The 1,080-nt window shown below is 66.1% G+C and carries 1 protein-coding gene; it reads left to right on the top strand.

Translation table 11 applies throughout. The features are described 5' to 3' along the window. Nucleotides 1-107: 107 nt before the first annotated feature. The coding region (locus tag Q9R27_RS18705) for an IS481 family transposase (protein ID WP_311253920.1) at nucleotides 108-1,080 on the top strand (973 nt) is incomplete at its 3' end.

Here is a 1,080-nt window from a genome sequence, read left to right as displayed (position 1 = left end):
GTGTTCTGACCACGGACGTTAGGTACGGCGGGTCGGCTGGACGATGACGAAGACCTCCGGGTGAGGTGTGGAGCTACCACGCACCCACATCCACCACGGAGGTCTTCATGTCCCACGCTAACGCGACCCTCACTCCGGCTGGGCGACTGCGTCTGGCCGAACTCGTCGTCGACCGTGGCTGGTCCTACGCCCGAGCGGCCGAGCGGTTCTCAGTCAGCATCACCACCGCCCGTCGCTGGGCCCTGCGGTACCGCGAGCTCGGCAAGGCCGGCATGGTCGACCGATCCTCCCGGCCGCACCACTGCCCGAACCGGCTGCCGAAGCGAACCGAACGCAGGATCGTGAAGCTGCGGGTCCTCCGTCGCTGGGGGCCAGCCCGGATCGCCTACCACCTGGCACTGAATCCCTCCACGGTCCACAAAGTCATACAGCGCTACGGCTGCCCGCGACTGAAGTGGACCGACCCTGCGACCGGTGTTCGGATCAAGACCTCGCGAGCTGACCGGAACAGCTACGAGCACGCCGCACCCGGCGACATGGTCCACGTGGACGTGAAGAAGCTCGGCCGGATCCCCGATGGCGGCGGTTGGAGGTTCCGTGGCCGCATCGAGGGGTCGGCGAACAAGAAGCGCAAGCCGGCCGGTTACGCCTTCGTGCACCACGCCGTCGACGACCACTCCCGCCTCGTCTACTCAGAGATTCTCGAGGACGAGAAGAAGGAGACCGCCGCCGCGTTCTGGCTGCGCGCCGAGGCCTACTTCACCAGTTGCGGAATAACCGTCAAGGCAGTCCTGACCGACAACGGCAACGCCTACCGTTCCAGGCTGTGGGCCAAGACCCTCGGCAAGCGCATCAAGCACCGCCGGACCCGCCCCTATCGACCCCAGACCAACGGAAAGGTCGAGCGGTTCAACCGCACCCTCCTGGAGGAATGGGCCTACGCGAGCGAGTACTTCTCAGAGGCCGACCGCGCAGCCGCCTACCCCGAATGGCTGCACCACTACAATCACCACCGCGGCCACACCGCACTCAAAGGCAAGTCACCAGCCGACCGCGTGCCCAACCTCTCCGGTCAGAACA

Source organism: Nocardioides sp. AE5 (assembly GCF_031844485.1).
GTDB lineage: Bacteria > Actinomycetota > Actinomycetes > Propionibacteriales > Nocardioidaceae > Nocardioides.
Note: the sequence above shows the minus strand (reverse complement) of the source record. Positions and strands in the feature narration are given on the sequence as shown.